The organism is Paenibacillus sp. J22P15 (assembly GCF_056269345.1).
Map to the genome: position 1 here is coordinate 74216 of NZ_JBWDNT010000020.1, position 24734 is coordinate 98949.

At 42.8% G+C, this 24734-nt stretch carries 22 protein-coding genes and 1 pseudogene; 20 read left to right on the forward strand and 3 right to left on the reverse strand.

All coding sequences use genetic code 11. The annotated features are described in order from the left end of the window. The 15 genes and pseudogenes from AC0YN6_RS25670 (at position 1) to AC0YN6_RS25740 (ending at position 14903) form a co-directional block, all read left to right on the forward strand. Positions 1 to 873: a helix-turn-helix domain-containing protein gene (locus AC0YN6_RS25670; protein ID WP_475750477.1), complete on the forward strand. Its 873-nt coding sequence runs from the start codon at positions 1 to 3 to the stop codon at positions 871 to 873. A gap of 628 nt (positions 874 to 1501) precedes the next feature. Next, positions 1502 to 1803: pseudogene (locus tag AC0YN6_RS25675) on the forward strand (IS3 family transposase); the annotation flags it as partial. Positions 1804 to 1888: 85 nt separating this feature from the next. Continuing rightward, positions 1889 to 3148, forward strand: a complete 1260-nt coding sequence (locus AC0YN6_RS25680) for an MFS transporter (protein WP_475750479.1) — start codon at positions 1889 to 1891, stop codon at positions 3146 to 3148. A 409-nt stretch (positions 3149 to 3557) separates the two neighbouring features. Beyond that, the gene (locus AC0YN6_RS25685) at positions 3558 to 4436 is read left to right on the forward strand and encodes a helix-turn-helix domain-containing protein (RefSeq protein WP_475750481.1); all 879 of its coding nucleotides are present in this window, start codon (positions 3558 to 3560) and stop codon (positions 4434 to 4436) included. Positions 4437 to 4695: 259 nt separating this feature from the next. Further along, positions 4696 to 6696 carry an ABC transporter substrate-binding protein gene (locus AC0YN6_RS25690; protein ID WP_475750483.1) on the forward strand — a complete coding sequence of 667 codons (2001 nt, stop codon included), beginning with the start codon at positions 4696 to 4698 and terminating at the stop codon, positions 6694 to 6696. A 93-nt stretch (positions 6697 to 6789) separates the two neighbouring features. Further along, positions 6790 to 7788, forward strand: coding sequence for an ABC transporter permease (locus AC0YN6_RS25695; RefSeq protein ID WP_475750485.1), 999 nt, complete (start codon positions 6790 to 6792; stop codon positions 7786 to 7788). Beyond that, a complete protein-coding gene (locus AC0YN6_RS25700; RefSeq protein ID WP_475750487.1) occupies positions 7785 to 8942 on the forward strand; it encodes an ABC transporter permease in 1158 nt (385 codons plus the stop codon). Before AC0YN6_RS25695 ends, AC0YN6_RS25700 begins: the two co-directional genes overlap by 4 nt. Positions 8943 to 8954: 12 nt before the next feature. After that, entirely contained in the window at positions 8955 to 10028 is a 1074-nt protein-coding gene (locus tag AC0YN6_RS25705; RefSeq protein WP_475750489.1) for an ABC transporter ATP-binding protein, read from the forward strand. Beyond that, positions 10024 to 11037, forward strand: a complete 1014-nt coding sequence (locus tag AC0YN6_RS25710) for an ABC transporter ATP-binding protein (protein WP_475750518.1) — start codon at positions 10024 to 10026, stop codon at positions 11035 to 11037. Before AC0YN6_RS25705 ends, AC0YN6_RS25710 begins: the two co-directional genes overlap by 5 nt. Then, positions 11034 to 11345, forward strand: a complete 312-nt coding sequence (locus AC0YN6_RS25715; RefSeq protein ID WP_475750490.1) for a hypothetical protein — start codon at positions 11034 to 11036, stop codon at positions 11343 to 11345. Before AC0YN6_RS25710 ends, AC0YN6_RS25715 begins: the two co-directional genes overlap by 4 nt. Before the next feature lie 6 nt (positions 11346 to 11351). Next, positions 11352 to 11801: a hypothetical protein gene (locus AC0YN6_RS25720; protein ID WP_475750492.1), complete on the forward strand. Its 450-nt coding sequence runs from the start codon at positions 11352 to 11354 to the stop codon at positions 11799 to 11801. A gap of 54 nt (positions 11802 to 11855) precedes the next feature. Further along, positions 11856 to 12893, forward strand: coding sequence for a LacI family DNA-binding transcriptional regulator (locus tag AC0YN6_RS25725; RefSeq protein ID WP_475750494.1), 1038 nt, complete (start codon positions 11856 to 11858; stop codon positions 12891 to 12893). A gap of 399 nt (positions 12894 to 13292) precedes the next feature. Further along, positions 13293 to 13835 (forward strand): DoxX family membrane protein, encoded by a 543-nt coding sequence (locus AC0YN6_RS25730; protein ID WP_475750496.1) that lies wholly within the window; start codon positions 13293 to 13295, stop codon positions 13833 to 13835. Between the two features lie 260 nt (positions 13836 to 14095). After that, positions 14096 to 14359 (forward strand): hypothetical protein, encoded by a 264-nt coding sequence (locus tag AC0YN6_RS25735; protein ID WP_475750498.1) that lies wholly within the window; start codon positions 14096 to 14098, stop codon positions 14357 to 14359. 202 nt (positions 14360 to 14561) lie between these two features. Next, a complete protein-coding gene (locus AC0YN6_RS25740) occupies positions 14562 to 14903 on the forward strand; it encodes a hypothetical protein (protein ID WP_056620486.1) in 342 nt (113 codons plus the stop codon). A gap of 209 nt (positions 14904 to 15112) precedes the next feature. On the opposite strand, the gene AC0YN6_RS25745 is transcribed toward AC0YN6_RS25740, so the two are convergent. Next, the gene (locus AC0YN6_RS25745) at positions 15113 to 15310 is read right to left on the reverse strand and encodes a hypothetical protein (RefSeq protein WP_475750499.1); all 198 of its coding nucleotides are present in this window, start codon (positions 15308 to 15310) and stop codon (positions 15113 to 15115) included. Between the two features lie 123 nt (positions 15311 to 15433). Between AC0YN6_RS25745 and AC0YN6_RS25750 the strand changes: the two genes are divergently transcribed. Further along, a complete protein-coding gene (locus AC0YN6_RS25750) occupies positions 15434 to 15811 on the forward strand; it encodes a hypothetical protein (RefSeq protein WP_054024922.1) in 378 nt (125 codons plus the stop codon). Between the two features lie 398 nt (positions 15812 to 16209). Continuing rightward, complete coding sequence (locus tag AC0YN6_RS25755; protein ID WP_475750501.1) at positions 16210 to 17400, forward strand: hypothetical protein; 1191 nt, start codon at positions 16210 to 16212, stop codon at positions 17398 to 17400. Positions 17401 to 18037: 637 nt separating this feature from the next. Here the strand turns inward: AC0YN6_RS25755 and AC0YN6_RS25760 are convergent. Further along, positions 18038 to 19621, reverse strand: a complete 1584-nt coding sequence (locus tag AC0YN6_RS25760) for a stalk domain-containing protein (protein ID WP_475750503.1) — start codon at positions 19619 to 19621, stop codon at positions 18038 to 18040. Between the two features lie 259 nt (positions 19622 to 19880). On the opposite strand from AC0YN6_RS25760, the gene AC0YN6_RS25765 reads away from it, so the two are divergent. Continuing rightward, positions 19881 to 20099: a hypothetical protein gene (locus tag AC0YN6_RS25765; protein ID WP_475750504.1), complete on the forward strand. Its 219-nt coding sequence runs from the start codon at positions 19881 to 19883 to the stop codon at positions 20097 to 20099. Between the two features lie 397 nt (positions 20100 to 20496). After that, a complete protein-coding gene (locus tag AC0YN6_RS25770; RefSeq protein ID WP_475750506.1) occupies positions 20497 to 21390 on the forward strand; it encodes a metal-dependent hydrolase in 894 nt (297 codons plus the stop codon). A 142-nt stretch (positions 21391 to 21532) separates the two neighbouring features. On the opposite strand, the gene AC0YN6_RS25775 is transcribed toward AC0YN6_RS25770, so the two are convergent. Continuing rightward, entirely contained in the window at positions 21533 to 23695 is a 2163-nt protein-coding gene (locus tag AC0YN6_RS25775) for an alkaline phosphatase (protein ID WP_475750508.1), read from the reverse strand. A gap of 785 nt (positions 23696 to 24480) precedes the next feature. Between AC0YN6_RS25775 and AC0YN6_RS25780 the strand changes: the two genes are divergently transcribed. After that, a partial coding sequence (locus AC0YN6_RS25780) for a hypothetical protein (protein ID WP_475750509.1) occupies positions 24481 to 24734 on the forward strand: 254 nt, incomplete at its 3' end.

The following is a 24734-nucleotide window of genomic DNA, read 5'->3' on the forward strand; positions in this document are numbered from 1 at the left end:
ATGGATTTCGCCGACTTACATCCTTACGTGTACTATGCAACCAGGTACCCATTCTCCAAGGGACAGTCTGCTAACAATCGGATCTGTTATGCCTCCTCACTCTATTTGATCAGTGAGGGAAAAGGTGTCATTCACACGTGTGGTCGTACTTATGAAGCAACAGTCGGCTCTCTCGTGTACATACCAGCAGGGCAGCCCCATCATTGGGTTGCCGACAAAGAGGATCCGATGGTCCACGTCTGCTGTTATTTCGACTGGTCATACATAGATCGTCGGGTCGAGTTCATCGATCCTAGCAGGATCTGTTATGATGAATCTACTCTTGATCCTGCTTTAATCGGACCAACTTTTCCCTTTTCTTTACCCGAGCATATGAATGTCGAGAAGCTGCGCTTGTGGATAGATTACTTTGAAAAGTTTTATACCGAAAATAAATATACAAACGATCGGACGTTCGTACGCAGCTTAAAGGTACAGAGCAATTTCCAGCAGTTTATCGAGTTTTACCTCACATTTGCGCTGAAAGAGGAGCATATCCCCAATCTTCGCATGTCCAAGTTGCTCGAGCGATTGGATCAGGACTTGATACAAGGCAATCTGCAGCCTTTGGAAGTATATTACAGAGAGCTACGCATAAGCCGTGGTTACTTTTTTGATTTGTTCAAACAGGCAACTGGATTGCCACCTACACAGTATGTCATCCAATTCAGAATCAATCGGGTGAAGGACGATCTCCTGTTTACGGATCTGAGCATTACTGAGATCGCAGATAAGCATGGTTTTTCATCTTTGCATTATTTTTCGAAGCTATTCCGCAAATTAATTGGACTATCACCACGGGAATACCGAGAAGAGAACAGGGAAGTGCGATGACAAAGTTTTCTCTAAAAAATGGAAAAAGACCGCCCCTTAAAGCATTTACTGTATACTAAAGGGGCGGTCTCTTTTTAATTATTTTTTGATGGCAGTGGTGGGGATAAAAGTGCCTAAGCTTTCTGATAGGTTGGCTAGCTTGGCTGCTGCGGGAACAACAACTCTCGATCATCGTGGGCGAGGATACAATGAAGTTGGCGGATCACAAAGCTCTGTACACGCCCAAGGCTCCTGATCTAAAACCATTTTCACGGCATAACGGACAACTGGAGCGATTGGAGTTCCAGACCGGAGAACCCAGTTGCTACTGTCGAGGAGTAAGAACTGAAAGAAGTATAACTATAATAGTTAGATGACTTTGAGGTGATAGAATATGGTACTTAAGACGATTTTATATATTCTTTTAATTATATGGCCGATTTTAATTATTTACATATTGATTAAGAAAAAGTATAAATCAAGAATCGAAAAGATGGGAATAATATTTTCAGGGTTAGTATGGATATATTTATTGTTGGTTAAATTTTTATTTTAAAGGTGAACTGCACCCCAATTGTTAGACACCATATAACAATTGGAGGTGCAGTTTTTCTATGACCAGGTTCAGTACAGATGAATAAATACATATACATCATATTCCGTACAAGATAAACTAGATGTACTTAATCACTTGAACGAACATGGGACGTCGGTTAGAGAAGCGGCTGCGGTATTTAATATCGCGAGTCATAGTACCATTTTAAGCTGGAAAAGAGGCTTAGATTTAGTAGATGCCCTACAACTAAAGAAAAAGGGGTGCTCATCCATGAAGAAAGGTCCAAAAGAACAAAAGAATCAAACGCCAGTAGAAGGTTCTGTAGAGGCCTTACAAGCAGAGGTTGAACGTTTGCGTATGGAGAATGCGTATTTAAAAAAGTTGAATGCCTTAGTTAAAAACAAGGAAAAATCACCAAACAAGACAAATTACAAGTAGTCTATGAACTAATTCAGGGAAGAAGGGAGTAAGATCAAGATAATGACACAAACCGAGGACCATAATAAAAAACATTGGAAACGAGATATTATTATCTTTCTAAGTAGTCAAACCTTTTCGTTATTTGGTTCTGCATTAGTTCAATATGCGATTATGTGGTACGTTACGCTCACAACAAAATCGGGTATGATGATGACGCTATTTATTGTTTGCGGATTCATTCCTACCTTTCTGTTATCCCCATTTGCAGGTGTGTGGGCGGACCGATTCAACCGAAAATATCTTATTATAATTGCAGATGCGATGATTGCCTTTGTCACACTGGTTCTGGCCATTACATTTTTGCTGGGCTATGATGAGATTTGGTTGTTGTTTGCCATCGCTGCTGTTCGTGCGCTCGGAGCGGGCATTCAAACGCCTGCAGTTGGGGCAATATTACCTCAAATCGTACCAGAGGATAAGCTTACGAAAGTAAATGGAATAAACGGGAGTCTTCAAGCGCTCATGATGTTTGTTGCACCTATCGTAAGCGCGACGTTGCTCACAATGGCAACGATCGAAGTCATTTTCTTTATCGATGTTATCACAGCGGCGATAGCGATCTTTACGTTGTTTACCTTTTTGAAAATACCTTTGCACAAAAAAGCAACTGATAAGCAAACGACTAGCTATTTGGATGATTTTAAACAGGGCTTGAGCTACATTAAAAATCACAGCTTTCTCAAAGCCTTTTTTATTTTTTTCGCCTTTTTCTTTGTATTGATGGCGCCGGCTGCATTTTTAACACCGTTGCAAGTGACTCGCAGCTTTGGAGATGATTATTGGCGATTGACAGCCATTGAAATTGCTTTCTCTATCGGTATGATGGCTGGCGGAGCAATTATTGCATCATGGGGCGGCTTCCGCAACAAAGTATATACGATGACTTTCGCTGGATTGATTATGGGCGTTTGTACGTTAGCTTTGGGTATTGTACCTGTATTTTGGATCTATCTGGCTATGATGGCTGTATTCGGCGTTGCAATACCAATCTTTAATACACCAACGACCGTCATGCTGCAGGAGAAGGTAGATCCGGATTACTTGGGACGCATATTCGGCGTATTCGGTATGATATCAACTTCCATGATGCCAATCGGAATGCTGATATTCGGTCCGCTTTCGGATGTAATCGAGATTGAATGGCTGCTTGTTGTAACAGGGGTGTTTATAGTGATACTGTCCATTTTCTTCATTCGTAACAAACGTTTGGTTGAAGCCGGGATGCCGGTCATCAAGGAAGCGTCACAGGAGCAGGAATGAGAGATACGCTGTGACGGGAAATCTACCAAAAGAATAGATTCGTCTTGCGCCGGGGGCAATTGAAACCCGGCGTTTTTTTTATTTCGGGATTATGTGCATCTGGGAGCCTCTAGTGGTCGAATTGGTCTGGATCGAAATGGTTATTGTCAAGATCAGCCATGAAACCTGTCGGTATGTTGATTAAGATGAAATCAGGAAACGTTTCCTGTAAAGGTTTGAACAATATGCAGGCGGAGGAGTTTTGATGAATTTACTGATTGGTGTAGGGATTCTGGGATTTGCCCATGTCAATGAAAGGAGTGTGAAGTGATATTCTCCGGGTTTCACGGTCACGTAATCATGCATCGGATGGTTACCAGAGAAATACACAACTTCAATATTTTTGCGAAGCGTGGGAGGAGATATATTTATGCACATTGGAACTTTAAGTGGTCTTACCCCTACTGTTAATTTTGCAAGCCGCTCGTATTCCGAGCCTGGTGAGCGATGGGGGCCGCGTGTAATTCCGGATTCGCAATTTTTCTGTGTCATATCTGGGGAAGCTCTGCTTCAGCTGGGCCCGGATCGCTATCGAATCCTGCCTGGGGAATGTGTCTTTTACGGGTCAAAAACCCCTCATGTCCTCTCAGTGATCCGTCCGACTGAATTTTTCAGTTTACATTTTTCATGGAATGAATCCTCCCTGGAACCGGTTCACCCCGATTATCTGATCCGATACGTGTCCCCGGAAGAGATAAGGGAGAAAGCCGATTCCTGTAAGCTAACAGTTTCCGGCTGCGGTGATATTACAATTCCACATCATTTTTCCATTGCCGGAGTGGAAACATTAATGATGAGAATCGTGAAGGAATATCAAAACGAGTATGTTGGCTACCCGTTTGTACTGAGGGCTCTGCTGATGGAGCTGATTACGGTTATTGTCAGACATCTGGGGAATCGGGCACCCGAGGAGCCCGTCAGCAAAATCGAGCCTGCACTGGCTATCATGCGAGAGCAATCGGCAAAATTATGGTCCGTGACGGAACTGGCTAAGCTATGCGGATACCATCCTAGTTATTTTACGTGGCTTTTCTATCGCGAAGTCGGCAAAAATCCTAAGCAATATCTGATAGACGAGCGAATAAAACAAGCGAAGCAGGCGCTTCTGCAAGGGGATCCGATAGATTCGATCGCCGAGAGCTTGGGATATGCGAGCATTCATTATTTTAGCAACAACTTCAAAAAAGAAACTGGACTTACACCGAGCGAATTCAGGCAGCTCCCCGATCAAAAACTAGAAAAAGTGTAAAATTATCTACTGTTTTTGTAAATACGCTAGGACATTCCTTTTGTATGATAAAGGCGTAACTAAAATCATATTCGTTACGATCCAGAAGTGTAACCGTCATGTTAAATAAGCATGAATGGAGGTGCCCGATCCAAATTCCCACTCGGTCAAATATATACATATCTATATAAGCTTATAAACTTTCACTTTAGTTTGTAAGCGCTTACGGTATTGACGAGGAGGGAATCGCCTAAAGTTTATCATAAAAAGGAGGATGTCTATGAAAAGGAAAATGATTAAAGGGGTGTCATTGCTTTTCATCACGATGCTTACTTTAACAACGGTGTTAAGCGGATGCCTCAGCGGCGGAGGTGCGGAATCGTCCAGAGGTCCAGTGAACGAAAATAATAATAAGGCAGAAACCGAACCTGCCGCAGGCAAGGGAGAACAGGTTGACGAGGCAGGTGCAGGCGGTACCGGGGATAATGCCGCAGTACCAGCGATAATTACAGATTTCAAACAGTCTCCCCTATTAGATTCTAAGTCGCTTCAGCCGGTTAAAGAAAGGCTGCCTGAAGACTATAAAATCACAAATGAAATGCCGGCTTCTCAACTCAAATACGAAATCGGCAAATACGGCGGCACGCTTCGGACCGTAACGTCCGCTGTGGATTGGGATGCGGATGTGTTCGTCATGAACAATGAGCCGCTGCTGAACACTCCTGGTATTTTGGGCGAAGAAATTACAGGGAATGTACTGAAGGGCTACGAGATGAGTGAGGATGAGAAGACATTCACCTTCTTCATGCGTAAAGGCTTGAAGTGGTCGGACGGCGAGCCGGTAACGACGGAGGATGTCCGGTTTACCGTTGAAGACATTTTGTTCAACAAGGAGCTTACTCCGATTTTCCCAGGTTGGCTTAAATCGGGTGGAAGTACTTCTGGGACGCCTATGAAATTTGAACTCGTTGACGAGTATACCTTCAAGATCTCTTTTGACCAGCCATATGGTGGATTGCTAATCCGTCTTACGATTCAGGGCTGGAGGGGTTACACCGAACTGATTCGACCGTCGCATTATCTGAAGCAGTTCCACACTAAATATACTGATTTGGCTGCCTTGGAGCCGGAAATCAAAAAGTTAGGCTTCCAGAAAGGCGAGTGGGTAAACCTCTTCAATGATAAAGATATTACGAACTGGGAACTGACTAATTCGAAAGCCGTTGGGTACCCGGTGCTGTATCCTTGGATGTTCGTGAAGAAAACGAAAACGAACGCTACGTTCGAACGGAACCCTTATTACTTTAAAGTGGATCCGGCAGGCAATCAGCTTCCGTACATCGACACGATTCAAAGCACGCTCGTGCAGGACATCGAAATGGTCACGCTCAAAACCATTGCCGGCGAAGTCGATTTTTTGCGTGAATCAGCTGCTCTAGTAAAGATGCCTCTGTACAAGGAAAACGAGAAGAATGGGTACTCGGCACTGCTGTCGAACATGCACGTAACGCCAAGCGACATACACCTAAATTTATCGCATAAAGACACGAATTGGCAAAAGGTTGTGCAGGACGTTCGTTTTCGCAAAGCTCTGAACATGGCGATTGACCGTGATGAGGTTATTGATACCATTTACTTCGGATTTGCGGAGCCTTCTAAAATTGAAGACCCGACTTATAACATTGAAGAAGCCAATAAGTTGTTGGATGAGATGGGAATGAAGAAAGGGCCGGACGGCTTTCGGCAAGGACCGGATGGCAAGAAGTTTACGATTCCGTTTGAAGTCGGGGCTCAGGCGCCCGATATTGTACCGCTGACGGAATTAATCGTAGAGATGTGGAAGCAACTCGGGCTTGATGTTCAGATGAAAACGATCGACCAGGCGCTTTGGGGTAAACGCCGTGAAGCAAATGAATTGAAGGCTACGATGATCTGGACTACAACCCCGCTCTGGTATTATGGCGATTGGGGTCAGAGCATATGGGCTCCCGCATGGGATCTGTACCATACGTCGGGAGGCAAAAAAGGCGTTAAGCCGTCGGATGAAGCAAGTGAATTTTTCAATATGATTGATAAATCGTCTATCAGCAAACCCGAAGACGCGAGAGCGACGTTCGAGGAACTGAAGAAGGTTATGGGCGAGAAGTATTATTATTTCATTCACATTGAGAATGTGAAGCAGCCGCTGATCGTGAATAGTAAGCTGAAAAACATCCCGAATGAACAAGCATTCGCGATCGCAGCCAACTTCAGTGGCGAACAGTTCTTCTACGCCGAATAAGGAAACGAGTCCATAAAGCCCAGACACTGAGGAAGCGTCAGTCGCCTGGGCTTACTCTCTTCGCAGCCTGATAACTACTAAAGGAGGAAAACAATGCTCAACTACATAGGCAACCGTGTGCTGCAGTTGATTCCGCTGCTCATCGCGATCAGCATTATTGTCTTTTTCATTATCCAACTGCCTCCTGGAGATTTTCTTGAAACCTATATTCAGCAGTTGGAGTTGTCAGGTACGGCCGTGGATGAAGGCACCATTCTAAATCTACAGAAACAGTACGGACTGGACCAGCCTTTTATTATGCAGTATCTAGTCTGGATGAAGAACATGCTGCTCGAGGGGGATCTGGGTCGGTCTTTCCAATGGAACCAACCCGTGTCCGAAGTGCTTGGTGATCGGCTTATGCTGACAATGGTCATTTCAGTCATTTCATTAATTTTCGTTTGGATTGTTGCAATTCCGATCGGGATTTATTCTGCCACTCACCAGTACTCGATACTGGATTATGTGTTTACTTTCATAGGCTTCATCGGACTCGCGGTTCCAGGTTTCCTGATTGCCTTGCTTATCCTGTATGTCGTATTTGTCAATACAGGTGTGTCGGTAACGGGACTATTCTCACCGGAATACGTGGATGCCCCTTGGAGCATGGATAAAGTGCTCAACATGCTTCCCAGACTTGTTCTACCCGTCGTCCTGATCGGCATGTCTGGTACTGCGGGACTCATCCGGGTCATGCGCGGCATGCTGCTTGACGAACTATCGAAGCAGTATGTCATAACGGCGCGTGCCAAAGGGGTCGAAGAAGGGAAGCTGCTGTATAAGTACCCGGTTCGGATGGCGATAAATCCATTGATCAGCACGATCGGCTGGACGCTGCCCGCACTCATTTCGGGTGAAGCGATCGTATCGATCGTTCTGAATACCCCGACGACGGGGCCAATCCTCTTGCGTGCACTGATGTTCCAAGATATGTATCTAGCCGGAAGCTTTCTGCTTATTCTTAGTGTACTGACTGTTCTCGGAACGCTGCTGTCCGACATTTTACTTGCGTGGCTTGACCCGCGGATTCGTTTTGGGGGGGTTGCGGATTGAATACAGTTCTTGAAAAATGGAAATCGTACCGGTTTAGATCAAAAAAAACGAAGAAGCCTGAGAAGATGGAAGCTTTCGAAGTTGCCTCACAATGGCAGCTTATGTGGTGGAAATTCAAGAAACATAAGCTGGCCATGTTTGCGGCGATCGTGCTGATTCTCTTGTATCTGACCGCCATCTTCTGTGAGTTTTTGTCACCGAAGGTTCCGCTAGAACGATTCTCCGAATACAAGAATGCGCCGCCACAGGGCATTCACTTTTACAGCAAGGAAACGGGATTCAGCCTCCGTCCCTTCGTATACGACATGAAAATGACGATGGATCAAAAAACGTTTCGCCGTACTTTCCAGGAGGATAAATCCAAGCCGCTTTATATTTATTTTCTCGTAAAAGGCCCGGAATATAAAATGTGGGGTTTATTTAATTCAGACATTCATCTATTCGGGACCAAAGATCCTAATGCCCCGATGTTTCTAGCGGGAACCGATGATCTCGGCCGTGACCTCCTGACACGAATGCTTTATGGAGGAAGGATATCTCTGGCTTTCGGTATTCTTGGAATTGTCTTGACTCTGGTATTAGGATTATTGCTCGGAGGCCTCTCCGGCTATCTTGGAGGCCTTACGGATACCGTCATACAGCGTACAATTGATCTGTTGATCTGTATCCCCACCATCCCGTTATGGATGGCCTTAGCTGCGGCAATGCCGCGAAACTGGTCAGCACTGGAGATTTATTTTGGCATGATCATCATTTTCTCAATTATCGGATGGACGGGACTTGCTAGGGTCGTAAGGGGGAAAATCTTATCCTTACGAGAAGAAGACTTTACGATGGCGGCTCGTTTGGCAGGAGCGAGTGACATGCGGATTGTGACCAAACACCTTCTGCCTTCCTTTGCCAGCTATATCATTGTCAGTGTAACGTTATCAATTCCGGCTACCATACTCGGTGAAACCGCGCTCAGCTTTCTTGGAATCGGACTGATGCCGCCGGTGGTCAGTTGGGGCGTCCTTCTCCAGGATGCGCAAAATCTGGAGACGCTAGCTTACCATCCTTGGTTGTTATGGCCTACTGCACTTATCATATTGACTGTGCTGATGTTCAACTTTCTTGGAGACGGCCTTCGCGATGCAGCCGACCCCTACAAATAAGGAGGGCTATCCATGAGTGTGGATGTAAAAAAACAATTCGCCGGCGCTGACGCTGCAAACTCGGACGTTATTTTGGAGGTTAAAGACTTAAAGGTACATTTTCATCTAAATGAAGGACAGCTAAAATCAGTAGACGGCGTGAACCTCACGATTCGAAAAGGGAAAACGCTGGGCATCGTCGGAGAGAGCGGATGCGGCAAAAGCGTTACTTCTCAGGCGCTGCTCCGCATCGTGCCGCATCCTGGAACAGTGGAGGGCCAGATCCTGTTAAAGCGGGATAGCGCGGAGAATTCGGAGACGGTCGACTTAGTTAAGCTGGATGATAAAGGAAAAGAAATCCGAAGTATCCGAGGCGGAGAGATCGCGATGATCTTCCAAGAACCAATGAAAGCGTTCTCGCCTATTCATACGGTCGGTAATCAGATCATTGAGGCCGTTCTTCTCCATCGGACAAAAGATGAAACGGAGGCAAGAAACATAGCGCTTGATACGCTTCAGAGCGTCGGCATGTCCAATCCTGTGCAGCGGATGAACGAATATCCGCATCAACTATCCGGCGGGATGAGACAACGGGCGATGATCGCCATGGCTCTAGCATCCCATCCGAATATACTCATTGCAGACGAACCGACAACGGCACTCGACGTGACCGTTCAGGCTCAGGTACTGCAACTAATTAACGAGCTGAAGGAAAATACGGGGACATCCGTCATCTTTATTACCCATGATTTGGGTGTAATCGCAGAGATGTCCGATGATGTCGCTGTAATGTATTTAGGTAAAGTCGTAGAATACACCGATGTGGATACACTTTTCTACGGCGCAAGGCACCCCTATACGAAAGCTTTGTTAAACTCTATTCCTTCCGTTTCCAGCAGAAACAAACGTTTGGAATCCATTGAAGGAAGCGTACCTTTTCCGATGAACCTTCCGGAAGGCTGCGGATTTTATTCCCGGTGTCCAAGAGCGGAGGAAGGTGTGTGCAATGTGACGGACATCCCTCTATTCATGGTGAGCGAAAACCATTACGTGAGATGTCTGTTTGCAGAAGAACAAAACCCCGGGGGTGTCGGTAATGAGCATTAGCGAAGAGATCCTGAATGTCCAATCCCTGAAGAAATATTTTATGATCAAAAAAGGATTTCTACAGCGGACGGTAGGTTTTGTAAAAGCGGTTGACGACGTGAATTTCTACATTCGGGAAGGTGAAACCTTTGGTCTTGTTGGTGAATCGGGATGCGGTAAAACAACGCTTGGACGTTGTGTACTGCGTGCGATCGAGCCGTCTGAGGGTGTTACTCTTTTTCGAGATCGGGACGGGAAAATGAAGGATTTGAATGGTCTCGATTCCAAAGAGCTTAGGAGGTTTCGCAGAGATATTCAGTTGATCTTCCAAGATCCGTATTCATCTCTGAATCCCCGAATGACGGTTGAGAATATCGTCGGCGAACCGCTAGTCTGTAATGGTATGGCTAAAGGGGAAGAGCTTAGGGAGCGCGTCAAGGAACTTGTGGAGATGGTTGGCTTAAGCAGCAGGCACCTGGAAAGATACCCTCACGCATTCAGCGGAGGACAGCGGCAACGGATTGGTATTGCCCGTGCACTAGCAACTAATCCCAGGTTTATCGTATGTGATGAGGCCGTTAGCGCGCTCGATGTATCGGTACAGGCCCAGATTCTGAATCTACTTCGAGATTTGCAGAAGCGGCTAAGCCTCAGTTATTTGTTTATATCCCATGATTTAGGCGTCATTCAACATATATCGGATCGTGTAGGCGTCATGTATGTTGGACGCATGGTCGAAACCGCGAAAACAGACGATATGTTTAAACAGCCCAAGCATCCTTATACGGAAGCACTGCTATCGGCTAAGCCGATTCCGGATCCGCGTAAGAAATCTACGCGTATCGTATTGTCCGGCGAAGTCGCTAACCCGTCCAATCCGCCGTCAGGGTGTTACTTCCATCCTCGCTGCCAGTATGCTCAGGATGTATGCAGGAAGGAAAAACCGGAATGGAGAGAGGTCGGACCGGATCATTTTGTCGCCTGTCACCTAGCCGATGAGTTGGCGCTTCAGGGAGTAGTGAAATCATGACTCCAATTGTCGGTGCTATTCTCTTATACTTGATTGCAATGATTGCTTTCATTTTGGGAACCGTATGGATGATTCGGATCTTAGTCGACTACACGGTCGGGAGGAAGCATCGGATTCTTGAACACATCACAGAAACGAGTAACCTGCCGGAAGAATGGTTGAACGGGGGAAGGGACTCTGTACGTATTAAGAAGAAATTAAATAAATTAATGGAATATGTTCGTAAAACCAGGCTGGTCGACAGTGAAGAAACCCGTGCTTTGCTGCTGTCCAAGCTGGAAAAAGCGAAAGTACAGGTGGGGGAATAGTCGAATATGGATTCAATTATCGAGAAAGAACGGCGTAAAGCGCACGCCATGCTCTTATCTTGGATCTTAACCATATTGCCGTCTCTGATTGGTTTAGCCCTATGGCTGTCACTACGCACGCTGGTCGCCCAACTCTTGATTATAAGCGCGATCAGTACCTGGTCGTGGGATGCTATTCAGACCTTTGCTTTTCTCTCATTTGGCTTGCTATGGCTGACAAGCGTATTTTTCATTCAATTCAAGTTGTACAAAAGCGGGATTCAAGGACAAATGTGGAACAAGTTCATGCTGATAAATGCGGTTCTGATTTTTCTGCTGTTATTTTCTCAAGTAGCAATTCTTCCGATCGGTGGACTGCAGTTTTCGACTTCAGAAGCGCTTATGATTTTAGGGGAACTGGTGATAGCCGCTATGTTGTTATTTTTCTATAGAAAAACCCGAAGCAGGAGGATTTGAATGAGTACAACCTGATGTAGTCTGGAAGCGTAATTGTACTCAAGGGAGGAACCTATGAGGGATAATGTTCCACAATATCTTTCAATCAAGCGGGAAATAGCCCGGCAAATCCGAACAAAGCAGCTTCTCCCGAATGATCTGCTTCCTGGCCGTTGGGCGCTCACCGAGAAATTCGGCTGCAGCTGGGCTACCGTGAACCGCGCGATCCAAGAGTTGATTTTGGAAGGGAAGTTGTACGCGGAGAAAGGAAAAGGGACATTTGTAAGCTCTTCTCCCGTCGAAGAGAACATCCAACCTCGTACCATTTCAGTTCTTCTCTGCAATGTCAAAGGAAGCGTCTACTATTCCGTGCAAGCCATGATGGAAGGAATCCGTTCAGCGGCTGGGAGAGAAGGATACTCGGTTCAGTTTATCGATTTGAATGACAGCAGGAGATTTGAACGCCTGGATGAATGGATTGTCATTACACCGGCACTATCCGATTATCCTTTTTTGACGGAAGCGCTTGAGCGCGGGGACCGTTTTGTTGTGCTAGGATCCGAGTTTACTTTTCCGGAAGCCAAGTGGGTCAACTCCGACACGCGAGAAGGCACCCATGAGGCGATTAGCCATTTGCTTGAACATGGCCATCGGCAGATCCTTTTGTTCGGGCTACAGCGAGATCTATCGAATTATTATCTTAAAGTAAGAGGGTACACGGATGCTTTGGCGGAATACGGGTTGATGGCGCAACCGGATTGGATGGTTTACCGACCGGAACGCCAGAAGGATATTGTTAATGTACTCGGAAGCTGGATGAAAAAACATCCCGAATGTACAGCCGTTTTTGCAGCAGACTACATGTCGGCTCTCTCCGTACTGGGATGGGCTTTGGAGAATGGGGTGAATATCCCGGAGGATTTGTCTCTCTTTGTAATGGGAGAGGTGCCTTCCTCACCTCATCTTCGTATACCGCTTAGCAGTGTGGTTCAACCCTTTAAGGATATGGGGAAACGAGCCGTCCATATGCTGCTTGAAGATCACGTCTCGTCATTTGAATCGCTTCCGTGCAAGTTAATTTATCGTGACTCGGTCTATCCCATAGGACAGTAACAGATCATCAAACAGTATCCTACACTACTTCTTCGGAAGTGGTGTTTTATTTTAGGGGATGGCGATGATATACGATCAAGGACTAATAACTCTCTGTTTTCGGGTTTTTGTCAGCGTTTGTTGAGACAAAGCAAAGTAAGTGAATCAATTCACAAAGTAGTCACCTCTTAGCCACATCATTGTGATTTAATTCACAAATCCTATTCGTTTTATGTTTTATAATAAAGACATCAAATACAACAAGCTTATCAGCAGCTAGAAACTAAACGAGGACGGTGATCCCGATGAATATAACACGATCTCAAATGTCGGAGAGTCTGCAGATAAGCTAACAACTCTAAGTCAACTTTTTAACATCCAAGTATTCAAAACTAACAATGAAGAGTGGGAGTGAGTATCATGCTAAAATTTTGGAGAGAGCATAAAATCGCTGCTGTACTAGTCACTATCGTCCGTTTCATAGCTGGGTATGCATGGTTAACCGCTGGATGGCATAAGCTTACGGGCGCAAAGCCTTTTGACGCAACGGGTTTCCTCAATGCAGCTGTTAACAACCCGATAATCGATAAAGCTACAGGCGGGGCGGTTTACCCGACCTACACTGCTTTTATAGAAAACTTTGCATTGCCGAACGTTAAGATCATCAACTTCGCCATTCCATTGGGGGAATTCTTTGTAGGACTTGGACTCATCCTTGGAACATTGACTGTCACTGCCGCTTTCTTCGGAGCTTTAATGAACTTCATGTTTATGTTCGCTGGAACTGTAAGCACTAACCCTTGGCTTTTGCTTCTTGGATTGATTGTCATCTTTGCCGGAACCAATGCAGGCCGCATCGGACTAGACCGTTTCGTCCTTCCGCTAATGCACAAAGGTCTCGATCGTCTCTTCCACCGCAAGCCGAAAAACCCTACAACGGGTGCTGGATTGTTAGTTAAATAACTAGCTCACATAGTTTTATTAATTGACTTGGAATGCGATCAGAACGTATATTAAACAGAGTTTTAAATATGTTGTGACACAAAAAATAGCCTGCCTGAACTTGTATACCGTTCAAGCAGGCTATTTTTGCAATGAATCAGCTCCTCAACCATTAAGCTAACGGGCAGGATAGTTGAACAATTATCCAAAATTGGAACTTTCAAATATTTACATCGTATTAAAACCAATTTTCGATGAACGACTTTTAGGGGGAGATTGGAATGAATAAGTATGTTGGTTATATCGTAGCCAGTTGTTTAGCGATACTAGTACCGTTAATTGGGATACTATACGTCTATTGGGATGCGAGCCAGCCGAAAACAGGACCTATTGGTAACGGTACACCAGCAACCTTTACTCCCGCTCAACTACTTGTAAACATTAATATAATAATTACAGGTGTTCTCAATCTAGTTATAGCGATAAAAGGATATTTAGATCATAAAAATCCAAAAGAAGATGAAAATAAAGGCTTAGATGACTGAACAATTGGTGCAAAAACTCATTAAGCTAACGGGCAGGTTAGTGGAATAAGATGGTCCTTTTAGTCCATCCTTTTTTTGTAATTATGTATTTAATGATAAAGACAAATAGGAGAGGTGAGGGAAGGAAGAATTATAACTGCGTATCCTATATATTAACCTCTCTTATAACAAAATCATGAGAAAATAAGGTGTGATATGTAAGATGAAATATAACTATCGAGTTGAGTTTCTTAAAATTGGCGGAGACAAAAGCTTTGTATTTAGGCTGCCAGATGAGCTTAAAGTAGTTGAGATATTTATGAATTCAGATATTCAAAGTGAGTATGTGAGTAAAAAGTTTAAGGATTATTGTACCCAGGTCCAGAATGGAAAATTAAAGGAAAAATCTTTTTCTGGCGACATCTGCTCAACCACTATCACACCAGACTATGTACAAATAGTACTCAATTATGGTGAAGAGAATAATGTTACTTCTATAGAAACATCTGAATTAATATTATTAATTGAAGCATTTGTTAATGAAAGGAAGAAACATACTATCTGATTTTGTAATTTATGAATTACTCCTAGCCCCCAACTGTAGCGATACAGCATCGGGGCTTTTCTGAACTAACGAGAAACGTTAGTTGAAAAGGATTTTGCGGCAGCCGACCAACCAATCGGCTGCCGTTTTCATTAAGCTAAAGGGAGGATTGTTGAATCACTTCGGGGAAGCCTTCCATATATTCCCGCCAATCAATATTTGCACCACTTTCAACTGATCGTACTCGTTATTTTATCAAAATAAACCACTCTATCGGATTGTTTGAGCAAGTCAAGAAAGAGCAATTTATCGTTTGAATCCTGTATGCCGCCGCGTCTGACGGTCGAATCCGCCGGCTTTCGCGTGCCCGCCGATCGTATCGCGATTGGGCATGAGCATCTCCTTTGCAGATCCGTTTTTACTAACACCGTCTTAAGTTGCTCCGAATATTCTATAGCTATGAATAGTTGTAAAAGGGGGCAACGGTTATCAAATATTACGATCCCAAGTATGGATTCAGCATGCGTATCCCTGATTGGTGGAAACCATATTTGGTTATCAAAAGATCGGGCCGATCTGGCGATGAGGCATACGGCGTGCAATTTCTGTTCAAGTATCGCGGCAAAGTGTATACAGACATTTTCACCGTAAGTATGTACCGTATGACCCGAAAGCAATGGCGCGACAAAGGCTATGAAGACTCGCCCTCCATCGTCCTCTACGCGGGGAACGGGCGCCTATTCGCCTATTACACTCCGGAGGAGCCTCCCGATGAGTTTTTCGACAACAAATCAAAGGACGGCTTCAACAAAAAATACTCCAAGCAGCTAAATCTTCTTAGGCGCATGATCAATGACGATGTCCCCAAGATCGCGAAGACGTTTAAGCCCGCTAATTACAAGCCCCGTAAAATAGTTAAAGCCCGCTGAGCGTCAGCGGGCTTTGTTGCTTAGTTATTAAATACGTATCTACGAGCACGCAGATGGATAGCTCAATAAATACAAAGAAACGGCAGCCTGCATATTGGCTGCCATTTTCTCAACTAACGGGCAGGTTACTTGAAGAAGGATTTATAATGCTGATTGAAGAATAGAATCCCAAAGATATTTATTTTGGGGATAAATTTGTGAATAAAGAACAATTAGAGGTTATAAAAGTTGGAAGTTTAGTCATTATAGCAATCAGTTTAGGTATAATCTCTTGGAGAATTGGAAGTGTGGTTAATTTATTTAAGATTTAGTCCTGGTATCTGGCAATCATTAAGAAAATGTTAATCATAAGGTATAGAATAAATTGCGGAACATTAAGAAAAAGGTGTGAGTAAGATATGTCAGAAAAAACTAACGAAATCGCTGAGCGGAAAAGCGAAATTGTAAAAGCAATGACAATGACAGATGTTGAATTTTACCCTGCCATTATAGAAGAACAGATCTGTGTAGCTAAATACACAAAGCTGCCTCTATCGCGAGTTAAAACCCTCGGGACTGCCTTTGAGCCTTTGACTGCGGCGTTTCGAAATGTGATAAATGGAGGTGGAGCTACAAGTGGATTATATAAAGTAACGATCCCAAAAGGTGGACACCTAGCAGAATTTAAAAATGGTTCTGGATACTTAGGTAGCGTTTTGAAGGAAAACGGTGCAGTAGGTGGCGGACAGGCCGTGTTGAATCCTCTTGTCTGCAATCCAACAATGCTATTTATGGCTGCGACTCTAGCGACCATTGATAAAAAACTCGACAACATCCAAGAAATGCAGAAAGAAATCCTTGATTTTCTTCTTCAAAAAGAGAGGTCCGATCTTAAAGGTGATCTCAATTTTTTGACGGATGTTCTTAATAATTATAAATACCACTGGAACAATGATACATATAAAAATAGCAATTATAATATAGTCCTGCGTATCAAGCAGGAGGCAGAAAGAAAAATTGATTTATACAGAGCCCTGATAACTACTGAAATAAATAAGAAGTCGTCTTTTGTTTATTCGGATCAATGGGTAGAAAAGCTACTAAAAAAAATTCAGTCTATGTTTAAAGACTACCTACTTGCTTTATATTTGTATTCCTTTTCTTCATTCCTTGAAGTAATTCTTTTAGGAAACTTTGAGTCAGCATATCTCGATGGTATTTCTAAAAAAATAGAAGATTATTCACTTAAGTATCGTGAACTCTACACTATGTACTATGACCAAATTGAAGGTTATTCTCAGTCCTCAATACAGTCCAAAGGGTTAAAGGGATTGACAAGCTTTAGCAGAGATGTAGGCGATAATTTAATAAAGGAACGAGATATTAGCAAAGTATTATTGGGCGGGCCCTTTATATTTATTAGCAAAAAACTAGAAAAGAAAGGTTCAGAGAGAACAGAGCGGACTATGGAACAATTTAAAGAAAAGCAGAACGATTACATCCGACCTTTCGTTGAAAAAATTAATACAGTTAACAAACTATATAATCAGCCAATCGAACTCATTTTTGATAAACAGAACATTTACATTGGAACGACAGAAGTGCAATAACAATTGCTTCATGTTTGATATGGACAACGAAATTATTAAAGCTTTAATCTAGATCGAAACGAAGAAGTGAGCCTTAGTATAATCATTTTCTAAATCTGTTTTATCAACTCACGCTCGTTGAGTTAGTTGCGTTACTCAAGTTAAGGAACGAGTAGTTTAGTAAGTCGGTTTGAAATTTTTCTGAATGGAAGTGACCTTTTTAAAAGCGATTCTTGTTCAACTAACGGGTAACGTTAGTTCAATAAAACAGCGACAGTCTAGGACTTTATTTTCTCGTCCTTGGCTGTCGCTGTTTCAATTTCTAGGCTCAGTCTAAAACTTATTTTATGGAGTCTGACGGTATGATAATTCCAAAAGCCGCGTGGAATAAAGACATCCAGTCTAATACTTTATTTTCTGCTGACATTGAAATCATCCGAGACACCACCTAGAATTAATACAGCCATTATACAGCAAAACAGAATACCCTTCCTCGTAATAATCGAGGAAGGGTATCCTGTTTATAAGATGAACTTTTTCAGTGGCCTCGATGAATTCAGAGGTCACCTACTTGCTAGCTGAGCCTAGGGCTCTTTGTTTTAATCGTCTACAATCCGGGTCACAGTTCAGCCTTGGGCGGTCCCTTTTTATAATCTCTTTACGATGGATTCATAGGGTTATCCACTTTTTTTAGATCGATTGCTATAGCCTGAACTCCACCTGTATTAGTAATGGTGACATCGGCTTCTACACTATGCGATTTATTAGAAACATCACGGTATCCAACGATCCGATACTGCCCCGCAGGCGCATAGAGATTAAACGTCTTCGCATTAATTTTTATAAAAGTTAATGTAGATGTTTGATTATGATAAAGCATAATATAACCGCCATCTATGGGAACTAATTCACTGCTTAACGTACCATTGACATTGAAATCGGGCAATTTTAACGTGCTCGGTGTTACCGTCTCACCTTGGATCGTAAAGTTAAAACTTTGCGGTAAAATATATGTGCCACCGTCTACCGTTACGTTCACGACTTGATATTTGCCATTCGGCTCATCCACGTGAATTTGTCCAGCAGTCCAATCAACATAGGATTGCGGGCTCTTAAGATCATCCATGGAACGAAGATTTAAATTGCCATTTTCAACTATGTTCCCCTTAGCATCCGTAATGCTCAGCGTTGGCAGCCCAACACGCTTTTCCTGTATGATCAGCCAACGGTTTATATTTCGCTGAACACTTAAATCATACGGTGTAGTGCCGTGTTGATTCGTTTTATAAGGATCAGCGCCTGCTTTCAGTAGAGCTTGTACAATACTGTAATTTTGAGCATGGACAGCACGATAGAGGGAGTTGTCTATCCCCGGGTCAGCTCCGTGCTTTAACAATGTATCAACCAGAGCTGGGGAAGGATACAAGTCCTTTGAAAAAGTTCCATTCTCAGAAATTCCAATAATGCCTGATGCTGACTCCAGCAACGAACCCGTCCTATCCTTGTAATTTGGGTCTAGTCCTGACGTAAGCAGTAAATCCATCAATTCAGCGTTCTGAAGCACAATTACACTAAAACCTATGTCTGGACCAGCATCCTTGATTGTAGCCCCGCCATTTAATAATGCACGAGCAGCATCCGTTCTGTTATTAGAGATGGCATAATTTAATGGTGTATTATCTAAGTATTCGAAGAGTAATTTACCATTCGGGTCCGCTCCCCGCTTTATCAAGTTTGTAACCGCAGCGTCATCGCCCTTTCTCGCAGCCTCAAACAAACTACGCAGTAAAGCCTTTTTCGCATCTTCAGTCATTCCGAAAACCAGTTGGCCATTTTTTGAATCGTATTTCACATCCTTGCCAAGTACAATGGCAAGGAATCGTGCCGGTACATAAGTGCGTCCGTCCTTTACAATGGGCGGCTGTGTCAAACGAAGTTCTCGATTTCCGATATAAATACGCGTTTGATCTACTTCTGCTTTAAAAGTAACTCCCCCGCGATTCACTGTAATCCACTTTTTGTCGAATTTCGAGCTGATTTTCAGCGCATCAAAAATACTTTTTGCGTGCAGCATTGCGCTGCCCTTAACCTCGATCGGATTTACGGGCAGTTTAATCTCAGAACCATCAACAATGACCTTAATGAGTGGCTTACTAGCAGCGTTGACCGAATTCCCATACTCAAATAACGATAAAGAACTAAATATTAAGACTAGCAATAAAGCATTTTTTATTAAACGCACTTCTTCAAGCCCCTCACATTAGAAATTATTACCATTATATCATTTATTCCTTTGGCTATGTTAAACTTTGTTGTTGATTTTTATTAAGCTAACTGGCAGGTTAGCGCAACTATTAGATGGATTTATGGTTCTCATATGATACAATTTATCCCAGATATCTTCGCGGGTTAATGAAAAGCGGTGGTGTTGACTAATAGGTGACCAACACAAAAAGAGGGGTAGTTTTATGAATATGCATTAGTCACTATAGGAGGTGCTTATGATGAAAGGCGTGTCGAAGCCGCTCAAGTGGATATTATTTCTAGCCCTAGCCCTTGTTCTTATGGGTACGCTCTGCTTTACCATCTTATTCCTCGGTTCGTCTGAACCAATTGTAACGGAGATTCATGAAGTGCCTGGAGAGATGGAGATAAAAGTGTTGCCTGACAATGGACAAAGCGGGATTGGAAGAGTGGAAGTGAAGTGGCAAAGCCCGTAAGCGTAGGGCACAGCTCATAATACGAACGGAGAACTATAGCCTAACTAAACAAAGGTGATTGAAACCTTGTAGACGGTAATAAACCGTTGAGCTAACGGGAAACGATAGTTGAGGAGTATGCGCTTGCACAGCTCCTCATTTGTTTATCTAAGTAACTGCCAGGATAGCTCAATAGTTAGAAATTTTTGCGTGGAACTAAAAGAACATCTAAACTCTATTGACATAACGATTAAAGTGGACAAAAATGGAAAAGTATAGGTGATTTTTATTATGAAAGGGAACTACATATTCAAATAAGATATGGGGTGTTTTTATTTCGATCGTGTTAGCAATGCATATCCTTACACATTTTCTTGTAGGGGGGGTTATTTGCACCGTACTGGCGGGAAGACAAAAGATGTCTTTCTATAACAAAATCGCCTTTATTTCGATGGGAGGATTTTTTGGTATATTCCCAGATTTTTTTGGACCTCGTGATATTTCGCCATGGTCACATTCCATTCTTATAATGTCTTTGATAATGATACCAATAGCTTACCTACTCAAGAGGTTTATTTTTAACCGCACCTATTTATCCATATATATAAGTGTAACGGGCAGTGTGTTGATAGGTCACATCTTTGTTGATTATCTGGGGCATGGAGTACATATGTTCTATCCAATTTCACAAAAGGCCTTCTCCCTGCACCTCATTTTTCTTAGCGATCCCACAGTCTGGTTTCCTATTTTAATCGGAATCGTTATTTTCCTTCTTCCGATCAAACGAAAGCTATTTGTTGATTGGATGTTAGTTTCCCTTGTAATTATTTATTTGGGAATAAAATTAATCACGGTGTTGCAAATTGAACAACACATCGGTGAGAAATATGCTCTTACAGGAAACGCGGTTGTAAGTGTGTATCCCTTAGAAGAATATCAAGTCGAGGAGTTAAGTGATTATTGGAAATTAGGATTTGATATAACTGACTCGCAAAGGGATATCAGGGGTATTGTACCGATATTGACAAAGGACAATTTTGTCAATGTAAATTATATCTACAATTCAAAAGGTGAAGTCATCATAAGTCCTACTGGGAAGGATAAGATGGAAAGGGTCTACCGAGAATCGGCAATGAACAATGAACAACCCTTCTTTGTAAAAGAGGAAACTCAGGTTGGTAATAACGCTGTTATTTTAGCTGAAAATCGGGAGGGAGATGAGTATGTATTTTTCCTCCAAGATAATATATGGAGTTTAGTTCCTGTGGATGCTAAAACTCAACTGATTACCGAGGGTATGGGGGTGGAATGATGTTCGTTTCCATTACGCTAACGGGAAACGTTAGTTAAATAAAACAGCGACAGTCTAATACTTTATTTTCTGCTGACAGCATGTGGCGGGACCCCAAGAGGTAAAAAAAATGCCAACGCACAGATCTGCGTTGGCATTTTTTTTATTTTGTGATGACTACTTCATAACCTAGTGCTTCCGTAATAAAACGAACCGGTACATATGTGCGTCCGTTCTGAACAAACATTGGTGCATCTAAAACGACTTTCTTGCCGTTAACTATTGCCATTTTTGAATTAAGCTGTAGCTCAACTTTAGCCGACCCTTTAACAATGATAACCTTGTCCGCTTGAAGTTCCAATTTCCCTTCTACCGTTTCAACCAAATCACGAACTTGAATGTAAGAGCGATTCTTTTTGATGATCGGAGCGACTTGCAATTGTTTAAATTCCCCATTCACTTTAAGGCTGATGCCTTTGGCAACTGGAACAACCTCTTTATTTACGGCATTGATACCAAGCGCCGTAACCATTTTGCGGAAGACTTCGGTGTTATCCATGTATCCGGTAAACAGATCGGAACCAGGTCCCATCGTATTAATTGGCACATCATCAAATGTGTGAACTTCGGTGCCTTCATCATGAGGAAGATTTCCGTTAAAATGTGCACCATTTGGATCTCTTTCAGGATTTGCAATATACCAAGTTTTATCTTTCACGTTTGGATCTTGAATCGTAGGACTCATCGGTTTCTGATTCGATAAGAAATCATCGTTATAATCCGGATGGTTACCCCAGCCGACAGCAAGTTTCCAATCGGAATCTGGATTGTCCGGAAAGCCGTCTCCGTCATTATCCACATATGTTGGGAATTTAGAGTTTTCGTAGGTTCCCACAAATTCTCTAAGTTCATCACCTGTTTTACCTGCAGCTGCAGACGTATCATACGTACCATTTAATGTCATAGAATGACCATGGTCGGATGTAACGATTACTAGGGTTTCTGGGTGCTGCTTTGCATATTCTTTTGCAAATCCAATGGTCTGGTCAAACTCGATGGTGTCCCAAATGAGGCGCTCCATATCCATTGGATGAGCCTGCTTATCAATTGAAGCTGCTTCTACCATAAGGAAGAATCCATTTTTATTGTTATCTAATGTATCAATTGCAATTTTGGTCATTTCCATAAGCGTCGGCTGGTCGGTGTCCTTACCTAACACGTCTGGGTTTGGACGATATTCACGGTCATAGTACACGTCCATGGTGCTTTTCTTAAATAAGCCTAATACTTTATCAGAATTAGAGATCTTATTTAGTTCTGTCGCATTTGCAGCATAGGAGTAGCCTGCATCTTTAAATACGTCAACCATGTTCTTTCCGTCTTTACGTTTTCCGCCTTGATCTGCAGGCAAGAACCACTGAGAACCACCTCCCATAATGACATCAGGACGGGACCCTTGTTCAAAGAACATATTAACAATCGCCTCGGAAGTGCCGCGATTGCGCGTATGAGTTGCCATTGCAGCTGGAGTTGCATCTGTTACATCCGCTGTGGTAACTACGCCAGTAGACATTCCTTTGGTGCGTTTTACGAGTTCTACGATATTTTCAACACGCGGGTCATCTAGAGGATCAGTTGTATTGTCGGGATAAACACCTTCAGCGCTTACTGCCGTTTTATGACCTGTTGCATAAGCAGAAGCAGAGTTAGCCGAATCTGTTACGATGGAATCCATCCCGGACGTTGTAACCATACCCATATGGTCCATTTTCTCCATTTCAAGCCAACCGTTAAACTTTCCTTCTTCTATTCCTTTAGAGACGACACGTGCGGCCGTACGAATATTGGCACTCATGCCATCACCAATCATCAACACAACATTCTTAGCATTTTTACCATTTCCATAAGCTGCATAAACTTCGTAGTTTACTTCCTTGGAAACGAGCTTTCCACCGACATTCACTTGTGCCTTTACTTTAATTGCCTCAGGCTTATTAAAGCTGACGCCGCGGATTGTAAATTCGGCACTTGTTTCTCCTGTATTTGTTTTAACCGCAGGCTTCCCAAAATATTTTTCAGCGTCTACGCCGTTAATGGTTACTTTCATATCTTCTTTATTTGCTTTGCTGCCGTTCAGTTCCACTCGGAAGTCAATCGTTTGACCCGCGAGGATGGTAGCGCGGTCAATCGGAAGAATGGTCATGATCGCTTCTTGTTGTTGAATTTGCGATTGCTCAGCAAACGAGATTGCAGACGTTGCAGCGGCAAAACTCGTCGTAACACTTAATACAGCAATTGCAATTTTACTTGCTAGTTTCGTTCTCATTTTTTTTCCCCCGTTAATGAATGAATTATGAACATGGATGTAAGCTTACCGCTGTTATATAAAACGGGGAGCAGATTTATATCAATTTCTTGTAAAAATTAGATGAAAGAATTGTAAAGCCCGACGAACTATTCCTACGACGATGCAAACGTGTGATAATTCAAATTTAAGTTTGTAAACCGTATGAATTATATTACAAACTCCACTACCGGCTAAGATCTCATTAGACCATGCTTGGAATAACACGAAATATTTACACTTACATACGAGGTTTTTTTAATCAAACTTTATTACAAAGCAACAATAGCACATCCAGCCAATGACCATTGAGTGAAATTTAGCAATACGATGATGATGATTTTATTTAACTAACTATAGGGGAAAATACCATTCCGTTATGATTATTGGGATTTTTTCATTAGATTGAAAGACATTGGCTATAACGAACTTTCGAATCTGCTGTCCTGCTCTAATAAACAGGGGAATTGTTTGAGACTATTACAAAACAGTGAAATTCAATCTTTTTGAATAACTTTAGCCGAGATATTTTGAAGGAAAGCATACTTTTTCGTGTATTCAGACTTTCAAGTATTTATTACTATCTGATTGTAATTCAAATATTGAAGCTTGCAACGGAGTAGGAGGGAACGCTTATAGAGATTTCTGGGTAACTCCACTTAGATGTTGCATGGCGATAATAACGAAGGGAGGTCTTCTGGGGAATCATTTTATCCTGGATAAAAACGTTTATCGTTTTTATAAATATTAAAGAGGAGAGTGTAATCATGAAGACAAAGAAAAAAAAACATTTAGCGGTCATTTTGGCATCAGCACTAGCCATGGGTACGATACTGCCAACTGGTATTGTACATGCCGGTGGCGATACTCTACCCCCGCGTGTCGGTGAACAAGGCTACAAGGGTAAAAACCAGCCGGTTTATCATGGACACCGAAAACAAGATATCTTGAATTGGACTCCTGAAACAGACGAGTTTTATGAATTTATGAGAGCAAAAGTACCGCTTCAGAAACGTAATGA